Raw genomic sequence first — 8,717 nt, 5'->3', positions numbered from 1 at the left:
GCCGCGGTTGCCGACGGTGGCGATCTGCTGTCCGGCCTTGACCCGCTCCCCCACCTCGACCAGGTTGTCGTTGTTGTGCCCGTAGGTGGTGATGGTGCCGTCGTCATGCCGGATCCGCACCCACAACCCGAACCCTTGGGCCGGGCCGGCGTCGATGACTTCACCGTCCGCGACGGCAACGATCGGGGCACCCAGTGTGTTGGCGATGTCGATGCCTTCGTGGCCGCGCCCATCCCCCATGGTGGAGGTGACGGTGCCCGCGCTGGGTGCCACGAATTCCTTGGTCCCGGGGCGATTCCAGGTGCGCGGCCGCTGCGGGGCCGGCGTCGCGGCGGCATCGGCCTCTCGCTCGCCGGTCGCGGCGGCGGTGCCCGCGTTCGCCTCCGGTGAAGGTCCCTCGGGTGAGGGCGCCTCGACACCGGTGGGGTCGGTGGGCTCGCTCTGCTCCTCGGTGGTGGTGCCTGCCTCCCCAGTTCCGGTGGCCTCGTCCTCGACCGGCTTCGGTGCGGTGTCCTCGGCGGGCTCCGAGTCCGATGATGCCTCGTCAGCGGCGGGGGTGTGGTCGAACGAGCCGGGGCCTGCGGATTCGGAGACGTCACCGAGTTCGAGTGCGGCAACCAGTCGGGGGGCGATGCCGCCGTCGACGGCGCCGAGTTCGTCGGCGCAGGAGCCGAGCACATCGGATGCGGCAGATCCGGTGGCGGCGAATTCACTCAGACATCCGGCGAGCAGGTTCCGGGTGTCGCCGGACGAGCCGCTGGCATCGGCATTGTTCAGACTTGTGGCCGCGATGTTCGCGACGGTCTGCCAGCGGCTGGGATCGACCACCACCACGTCCGGTTGCGCGGCGTCGGTGGCCATGGTGACCGCGTCGGCCAGCGTCGCGGCGAGCACGGACGGCGAGTCCGCGTCGCCAGGAGTATCGGCGGAGGCGGACGGCGCTGCGATGACCACCGCGACCACAGCCGTCGAGGCCCCCAGCGCCAGTGCGGGCAGCCTTCTCATGCAGGTAGTCAGCATTGCTGTGGTGATACCGCGCATCGCAGGTCCCTTCGGTGCAGTCGCGCCGGGCACCCAGTGGAGATGAACGCGCCGACGCGACAAGTCAAGACGACACGCCGTAACGCTAATGCATTTCCTTCACTTCTGTGTCGCTATCCACTTGTTTCACATGACCCCCACGAGCACAACAGCGTTACCGATACGGCTTTTTCATCCCTCGGCATCGCCCAAGAGATCCGAAACCGGCGGGTCGCCCCCGCCGCATGCACGGCCAGACGGCGACCGGTCCGTCCGCGAGAGCACTGGCTGGCGGACACCTCACCTGACACCCAATGCCGCTCCCGAATCCTCCTATGATTCATCCCTTTCTGAATTCAGGAATTTCTGTATAGTTGGGGCCGTGGACACCGTAACGCACGCAGATGCACTCTCCAGGTTCGGGTACGCATTGTCGGATGCGACGCGCACCCGAATCCTGTTGAGCCTGAAAGGGCAACCCGGATATCCGTCCGAGCTGGCGGACCAGATCGGGGTGTCCCGGCAGATCCTGTCGAACCACCTGGCATGTCTGCGCGGGTGCGGGCTGGTGGTCGCCGTGCCGGAGGGCCGGCGGACCCGCTACGAACTGGCGGATCCGCGGATCGGCCATGCCCTCGGCGATCTGCTCGATCTGGTGCTCGCCGTCGATCCGGCGCTGTGTCCGGACGCCGACGACAGCGGTTGCTGCTGACCGCCGAATTCGTTTTGAGTGGAAGGGAACTGAGATGACAGAGTTGACCGACGCGATTCGCGCCCTGTACGAGCGGGAGATGAGCGCCGCGTCCAGTACCGGTGAGGCGCAGGCGCGATGGGCGCACCTCGAGCGCGCGCACATCGTCTCGCAGCCGTATCCGTGGCTGCACACCCGTAATCATGTGGCGATGTTCCGGCTGGCCCTGCGTCAGCACGACCGCCGCGAGGCGCTCGGTCAGGTGGTGCGGATCATCGTGGCCGCCCCCGGCTCTGCGCTGGGCCGCTACCCGGAGGGCAATACCGGGCGGGTCTCGGCGGGGCTGATGACGCCGATGCCAGTGCCGGGTGATCTGGCCGCCGAGATCGCCGCCGCCTGACGGCGAGATCGGAGCAGGATGATCCACTCCACGAGCGGGCACCAACCGTCTCTGATCATATCAATATTCGTTAGTATGTTGATATGACTAAGGAACGCGTCGACACCTGCGACCTGTTGTGTCTCGATCTCCCGCATGCCGAGCAGATCCGCGCCCAGCTTCCGGAGGCAAGCCGGATCGAACCCGCCGCGGCCGCCGCCCGCGCGCTCGGCGACCCGACCCGGTTGACGATCGCGGCGGCGCTGGCGTCCGGCGGCGAACTCTGCGTGTGTGACATGGCGTGGGTGGTCGGGCAGGCGCAGAACCTCGTCTCACACCATCTGCGGCAACTCAAGATCGCCGACCTGGTGTCCTCACGGCGCCACGGCCGGCTGGTGATGTACTCGCTCACCCCGCGCGGGCGGGCACTGGTCGGCGCCGTGCTCGACGACCACGCCACCGCGGCCCCGGCCCCGGCCCCGGCCCATGCTGAAGGTAGTTCCGAACACGTGGAGACCGAACATGTCTGACGCCTGCTGCGGACCAGCAGCCACACCGAACACCGACGCCGCCGCCGAGCCCGACCACGGCCAGGACCGCTGGTGGCAGGTACGCGAGCTGCAAGTAGCGGCCGCCGCCGCGGTGCTGCTCGGCGCCGGGTGGCTGCTCGGCCGGGTCGGCGCCGACACGGCGGGGACCGCGGTGGAGTTGCTCGCCGCCGTCGTCGCCGCATCGACGTTCGTCCCCGGGGCGCTGCGGAATCTACTGCGCCACCGCCGGATCGGGGTCGGCACGCTGATGACGATCGCCGCGATCGGCGCGATCGCGCTCGGGCAGATCCCCGAGGCCGCGATGCTGGGGATCCTGTTCTCCATCGCCGAGGGCCTCGAGCACTACGCGGTCACCCGCACCCGCCGCGGGCTGCGCGCCCTACTGTCGCTGGTCCCCCCGACCGCGACGATCCTGTGCGGCGGGACCGAATCCTCGGTGTCCCCGGACGAACTGGCGCTCGGGGACCGGATGCTGGTGCGACCCGGTGAGCGGGCCGCCACCGACGGGATCATCCGTACCGGCCGCACCAGTCTCGATCTGTCCGCGATCACCGGCGAATCCGTGCCGGTGGAGGCCGGACCCGGCGACCCACTGCACGCCGGGGCGATCAACGGCGGCGGCGCCATCGAAGTCGAAGTCACCGCCCGTGCGGCCGACAGCTCCCTGGCCCGGATCGTGCACATCGTCGAAGAGGCCCAGGATCGTAAGGGCGCCGGGCAACGCCTCGCCGACACCATCGCCCGCCCCCTGGTGCCGGCGATCATGATCCTCGCCGTCCTCGTCGCCGGAATCGGTGCAATGCTCGGTGATCCGCTGCTGTGGATCGAACGGGCCCTGGTCGTGCTGGTCGCCGCCTCCCCCTGCGCCCTGGCCATCGCGGTCCCGCTGACCGTGGTCGCCGCGATCGGCGCCTCCAGCCGGCACGGCGCCCTGATCAAGGGCGGCGCCGCCCTCGAGGAACTGGGCCGGATCCGGGCGGTCGCGCTCGACAAGACCGGCACCCTGACCCGCAACACCCCGCAGGTCATCGCCACCGTCACCGCCGAGGGCATCGGCGAATCGGACGCACTGGTAGCCGCGGCGGCGCTCGAGGCCCGCAGCGAACACCCCCTCGCGCAGGCGATCCTGACCGCCGCCGGCCCGGGCATCACCCCGGCCGACGACGTCACCGCGGTCGCCGGCCACGGCCTGCACGGCACCCTCGGCGGAACCGCACTCCGGCTCGGCAAACCCGGCTGGATCCATCCCGGACCGCTCACCGACCAGGTCGCCCGTCTGCAGGGCGAGGGCGCCACCGTGGTGCTGCTCGAACGGAATGGGACCGTGATCGGGGCGATCGCCGTCCGCGACGAACTCCGCACCGAGGCACCCGAAGCCGTGCAGCGCCTGCGCGCGCTCGGGATCGACGTGGCGATGCTCACCGGGGACAACGAACGCACCGCCCACAGCCTCGCCGCCGAGGCCGGCATCACCACCGTGCACGCCGAACTGCTCCCCGAGGACAAGGCCGCGCTGCTGCCGACCCTCGCCAATGGCCGCCGCATCGCGATGGTGGGCGATGGCATCAACGACGCCCCCGCCCTGGCCACCGCGGACGTCGGCATCGCGATGGGCGCCATGGGAACCGACGTGGCCATCGAAACCGCCGACGTCGCACTGATGGGCGAGGATCTGCGCCACCTGCCCCAGGTGCTGGCGCACGCCCGGCGGGCCCGGACGATCATGCTGCAGAACATCGGCCTGTCCCTGGCGATCATCGGCCTCCTGATCCCGCTGGCCGCCACCGGCGTACTCGGCCTGGCCACCGTGGTGTTCATCCACGAACTCGCCGAAGTCCTCGTCATCGGCAACGCCATCCGCGCCGCCCGCACCACCACCCTGCCCGGGCTGACCGCCGCACCCACCACCACCAGGCCCGTGCACGTGAGCGTCGCCCCCTCGGCGCACGTCCTCGGCGACGCCTGCTGTCCCCCCGCCCCACCCCGTGGTGCCGAGATCCCACTCATCGGGTCGGTCGGGTCCGCGCGACCCGCACCGACGCTGTTGCCACTCACCAGCCCGACCGCGGCCGACGGCACCAGCCAGGGCACCGACGAGGACTGCGACTGCTGCCAATCCTCCACCGCCGGCACCGACCGACCGTCGAACCCCCCAGGCCAGCTCACGGATCACATCACCGACAGCAACGTCCCTGACGAGCGGCACTCGGATACCCCGCGATAGCCACCATCAACTGCCCCACGCCAGCCGACCAGCGCAGGCACCCTCCCCTCCGCGCATCAACCGACCGGGGGTTCCGGCAGTGACGTGTCGCGGTCGGCGACGGCTTTGCGATCCGGGTCGGCGGTGGGTGACGAACAGCGGTCCGCGACTGCGGCCCTTAGCCGGATCGGCGGCGTACCGGGCGAAGATCTCTGCCCGGGTGCTCTTGTTGGCGAATGCGAACGGGCAACATGTGCACGCGGACTTACCGACCCGGGTGCCGATCACGGACTTGGTGTACGCAATCGCATCGTCGCGGAACCAACCCCACTCGATCAACGGATACTCGCCCGTGCGCAGGTCGGTGTTGTATCCGGCGTCTTTCTCCGCCCGGCGGCGTTCACCTGCCTCGAAACCCATCACGTGCCGGTACGGCTGACCGCGGGTGACCTCGGCGATCACCGGATCGAGGGCGTCACCCTTCGAGTGGACCGAGCTTCTCTGCAAGGCAACAGGACGCGCCGCGTAGATGGTTTTCGGGCGTGCAGCATGACCCACGCAATCAGTCGCGCGCGAGAAAACCCGGCCAGACCACACCTAGACCACATGATTAAGAATCACTTGCTCTTCCATGCGAGGTGAGTGGGCGCGCAAGGCTGGAAACCGCCTGAGGGAGCTACCGACGGGGAACTTACCCCCGGAGACTTCCTACACGAACCACTTCCCTCGGCTAAGAGGTTGTCTCATGTGGGGAGCTTCTTGTAGCAAGTGAGCGCGGCCGCGAGATGGAGGAATCCGGCAAAGTGTTCGGCGTGGCGTTCGTAGCGGATGGTCAGGCGTCGGTAGCCGGTGAGCCAGGCAGATGGGTCGGCCGCGCGGCGAGGTGTCTGTGAGGCAGATCCTTTTCCTAAGAAATAACCCTGGAGTTCGTTGGGGCCCGGGGTCTCGGTTCGCCTGCTGGACCTGTGGGTTTTCCGTGTTCTGGTCGTTCTTGGCCGTTCTGACTCAACTTCAATTATTCTGAGCCGATCTCGCTCTTGATGATGCTCCAGCAGTGAAGTTGAAGGCCAGGAGGCGCGGTGGGTTGTCGGTCGTGAGGGATCTCCGCGAGGTGCGTGCGGCGGTGGGCCCAGAGGATACCGAGCGGTTCGAGACCGACGTGTTCGCAGGGTTTGTGCTCGCCCGTTGTGCGGCTGGCTTGTCGGACAACATGATTCGCTCGGATGTCAGCCACTTGGAGCAGGTCCGGACCTGGTTCGGGAAGCCGTTATGGGACATGCTGCCCGCGGACGCGGACTCGTATTTCGGCACGGTGCTGCGCCCGGTGCTGATCCCCACGAGACTTGCTCGAGCGCAGGCGCTCAAGACCTACTTCGAGTTTCTGGAGCTGCGGCACAAGATCGAGATTCACAACCTGACGGGCCGGATTGCTCCACCTGGCCGTCCTGTTCGGACTCGACGAGACCACAGCGATCCGATACTCCACAGCCGCGCGACAGATCCTCCAAACCCCAGCCGAGGAACACGATCCACCGAGTTGAGCACGAACCCAAGGATCAACTCGCCCCAAATCCACTGAGCACCCTCGGGTTCCCGCCGAAGAACCCTCAGTTCGCGTGAACTCCGGGCAAAGGCGCGGCCTCCCGCCGAACCGGACTTGATGGTTTCCCGATCATCCGGCTCTCCGGTGACTATTGCGTGGGCGATGCGGCGGTCTGCCGCGCTCACGCAGGACACTCAGCATCGTTTCGGCGCTCTGCATTACGCATACCTCCCGATCTGGTCGTGTCCAATCACCTGGCCTCCTTCGCCCTTGTGGTCGGCTTTCCCGACCTCCTCGGCCGGTCGTGACTCCGGCGACTACTACGAGGCCTCCGTCGCCCTGGGGCTCGCGCCCGGTAGGCGATCCCGCGTTCGTCTCTGTCGTACGTATCAGCGTGACGTAGGCGGCCCACTCATCTCCTTCAACACCCTCGCTGGGCGTCGCTCCGCGCTCCGGAGGTTGTGTCGGTCACCATCGACCCCGACACAGAGCACGGCACCGGTTTCAGCGGTCCTTCCGGCGGATGGGAACTTGCATCAACTGGAGATTGGGCTTCAGGCAATCCAGCTTTCGCCCTATCACGCGGGTCCTCCCCGATGCGTCGCCCCGACCACTGGGCCCGACCACCGGGTTTCCTGGCATGCTCTTGTCCCCTTCACCTTTCGGATCCAGGTCAGCCACCCGACCCAAGAACCTCCCTCCAAGTCCTTCCCGACTGAACCGGGGATACGACAGAGCGCCTCGCGGCGCACATGGTGCGTTCGATCTTCCACCGGTACCGGCCGAGGCGGTCGTTTCGCTCGATGCCGCGGCGGGCGATCCGCGGGACGATGCCTTGTTCGCGCAGCCACCGTCGGTGAATGTCGTAGTCGTAGCCCTTGTCGGCGCGAAGCTTTCCCGGCTTGCGTCGGCGTGGTCCGCGCCTGGACTTCGTTGCCGGAATCGCTGCCACCATTGGTTGCAGCATCGTGCTGTCGTGAGTATTCGCCGCGGACACATCGACGACCAGTGGGATTCCGTTTGTTTCGGACAGGACGTGGATCTTCGATCCCTTCTTGCCGCGGTCGACCGGACTCGGCCCGGTCAGCGATCCCCCCTTTTTGCCCGGACGCTTGCCGCGTCCAGGATTGCTGCCGTCCAGTCGAGTTCGCCCGCACTACCGAGTTGGTCGAGCACCTTACGATGCAGTTTTTCGAACACCCCGGCTGCCACCCACGCGGTAAACCTTCGGTGCGCAGTAGGAACCGTGACCCCGAACGAGGGCGGCAGGTGCCGCCACGCACATCCGCTGGTGAGCACGTACACGATCGCGGTGAACACCGCCCGGTCATCGGCCGGCGCACTGCCGCCTCCCTGTGGCCGGGCGACAAAAGGCGGTATCAACGGTTCGACTATCTCCCACAACGCATCCGGAACCAACCTCAGTGACAACTCATCTACCACGCGTCACATTATGTCCCACACATCACTTCATCCACATGAGACACGCTCTTAATGTCCGAGGGGCTTGTTGGTGTGGTGGCTGGGGTCGGTTGTTCGGTGTTCACGGCGGACCTCCTGAAGGTTGGATGAAGTGAATCGGTGTCGAAGGTTTGTTACCGTGCGTGCCGGAGCCGGAACATCCAGGTGACGATCGTCATGTCCCGTTCCGAGCGTTCGAGCGCGAACAGTTTCATGGGGGCTGGGTATCGTTCGACGGTGACAGCATGGGGGCGGCTGAACTCGCGCAGCCCGTCCGCGCCGTGTACCCGGCCGAATCCGGACTCGCCGATCCCGCCGAACGGCAGTGCCGGGACGGCGCCGTAGCTGAAGACCGAGTTGACCGACACGGCCCCGCTGCGCAGGCGGCGGGCGAGCGCGCGTCCGCGGGCCCGGTTCCGGGTGAACACCGACGCCCCGAGCCCGTAGGTGGTGGCGTTGGCCCGTTCGATCGCCTCGTCGAGATCACCGACCTTGTTGACGACCACGGTGGGACCGAAGGTCTCCTCCCGCACCGCGGTAGAGGTTTCCGGGACGTCGGTGAGAATCACCGGATCGATGTAGCGCTCGTGCACCGCATCCACGCCGCCGACCACCGCGGTCCCGCCCCGGGTGAGGGCGTCCGCGATGTGGTCGCGCACGATGTCGACCTGGCGGGGCAGGGTCATCGGCCCGTAGGTGGCGGTGTCGTCGCCACCGGGATGCACCCGGATCGCCGCGGCGGTGAGCTTGTCGAGGAACCGGTGGTAGACCGGTTCGACGACGTAGATGCGTTCGACACCGGCGCAGACCTGGCCGGCGTTGCCGAACGCGCCGACGGCGGCGGCTTCGGCGGCCTTGTCCAGGTCGGC

9 protein-coding genes are annotated in these 8,717 nt (G+C 67.7%); 5 read left to right on the top strand and 4 right to left on the bottom strand.

The window, feature by feature from the left end; translation table 11 throughout:
• A partial coding sequence (locus MLGJGCBP_RS46275) for a M23 family metallopeptidase (RefSeq protein ID WP_160104025.1) occupies positions 1-1,041 on the bottom strand: 1,041 nt, incomplete at its 3' end.
• Positions 1,042-1,402: 361 nt separating this feature from the next.
• Between MLGJGCBP_RS46275 and MLGJGCBP_RS46270 the strand changes: the two genes are divergently transcribed.
• The 4 genes from MLGJGCBP_RS46270 to MLGJGCBP_RS46255 all read left to right on the top strand — a co-directional run bounded on the left by MLGJGCBP_RS46270 (position 1,403) and on the right by MLGJGCBP_RS46255 (position 4,865).
• Entirely contained in the window at positions 1,403-1,732 is a 330-nt protein-coding gene (locus tag MLGJGCBP_RS46270) for an ArsR/SmtB family transcription factor (protein WP_007296046.1), read from the top strand.
• A gap of 34 nt (positions 1,733-1,766) precedes the next feature.
• Positions 1,767-2,111: a DUF3703 domain-containing protein gene (locus MLGJGCBP_RS46265; protein ID WP_007296047.1), complete on the top strand. Its 345-nt coding sequence runs from the start codon at positions 1,767-1,769 to the stop codon at positions 2,109-2,111.
• 83 nt (positions 2,112-2,194) lie between these two features.
• Positions 2,195-2,620, top strand: a complete 426-nt coding sequence (locus tag MLGJGCBP_RS46260; protein WP_007296048.1) for an ArsR/SmtB family transcription factor — start codon at positions 2,195-2,197, stop codon at positions 2,618-2,620.
• Positions 2,613-4,865, top strand: coding sequence for a heavy metal translocating P-type ATPase (locus tag MLGJGCBP_RS46255; RefSeq protein WP_007296049.1), 2,253 nt, complete (start codon positions 2,613-2,615; stop codon positions 4,863-4,865). The genes MLGJGCBP_RS46260 and MLGJGCBP_RS46255 overlap by 8 nt, the downstream gene beginning before the upstream one ends.
• A 6-nt stretch (positions 4,866-4,871) precedes the next feature.
• On the opposite strand, the gene MLGJGCBP_RS46250 is transcribed toward MLGJGCBP_RS46255, so the two are convergent.
• A complete protein-coding gene (locus MLGJGCBP_RS46250) occupies positions 4,872-5,351 on the bottom strand; it encodes a hypothetical protein (RefSeq protein WP_012686871.1) in 480 nt (159 codons plus the stop codon).
• A gap of 547 nt (positions 5,352-5,898) precedes the next feature.
• Between MLGJGCBP_RS46250 and MLGJGCBP_RS46245 the strand changes: the two genes are divergently transcribed.
• The gene (locus MLGJGCBP_RS46245; RefSeq protein ID WP_007296051.1) at positions 5,899-6,423 is read left to right on the top strand and encodes a hypothetical protein; all 525 of its coding nucleotides are present in this window, start codon (positions 5,899-5,901) and stop codon (positions 6,421-6,423) included.
• 637 nt (positions 6,424-7,060) lie between these two features.
• Here MLGJGCBP_RS46245 and MLGJGCBP_RS46240 read toward each other — a convergent pair.
• Both MLGJGCBP_RS46240 and MLGJGCBP_RS46235 read right to left on the bottom strand, forming a co-directional pair.
• Positions 7,061-7,830, bottom strand: a protein-coding gene (locus tag MLGJGCBP_RS46240; RefSeq protein WP_160103972.1) for an IS5 family transposase whose coding sequence is annotated in 2 segments (ribosomal slippage) — positions 7,061-7,491 and positions 7,491-7,830 — 771 coding nt in all. Because the reading frame shifts where the segments join, the coding sequence is not laid out codon by codon here.
• A 152-nt stretch (positions 7,831-7,982) separates the two neighbouring features.
• A partial coding sequence (locus tag MLGJGCBP_RS46235; protein ID WP_160098224.1) for an aldehyde dehydrogenase family protein occupies positions 7,983-8,717 on the bottom strand: 735 nt, incomplete at its 5' end.

This window comes from Rhodococcus sp. T7, from assembly GCF_009872365.1.
Taxonomy (GTDB): Bacteria; Actinomycetota; Actinomycetes; order Mycobacteriales; family Mycobacteriaceae; genus Rhodococcus_F.
This window is presented reverse-complemented; position numbering and strand designations above follow the sequence as displayed.

Excerpts from the sequence above, each read along its gene's own strand:
- MLGJGCBP_RS46265 (WP_007296047.1), top strand. The coding sequence starts at position 1,767 with ATGACAGAGTTGACCGACGCGATTCGCGCCCTGTACGAGCGGGAGATG.
- MLGJGCBP_RS46260 (WP_007296048.1), top strand. The coding sequence starts at position 2,195 with ATGACTAAGGAACGCGTCGACACCTGCGACCTGTTGTGTCTCGATCTC.
- MLGJGCBP_RS46255 (WP_007296049.1), top strand. The coding sequence starts at position 2,613 with ATGTCTGACGCCTGCTGCGGACCAGCAGCCACACCGAACACCGACGCC.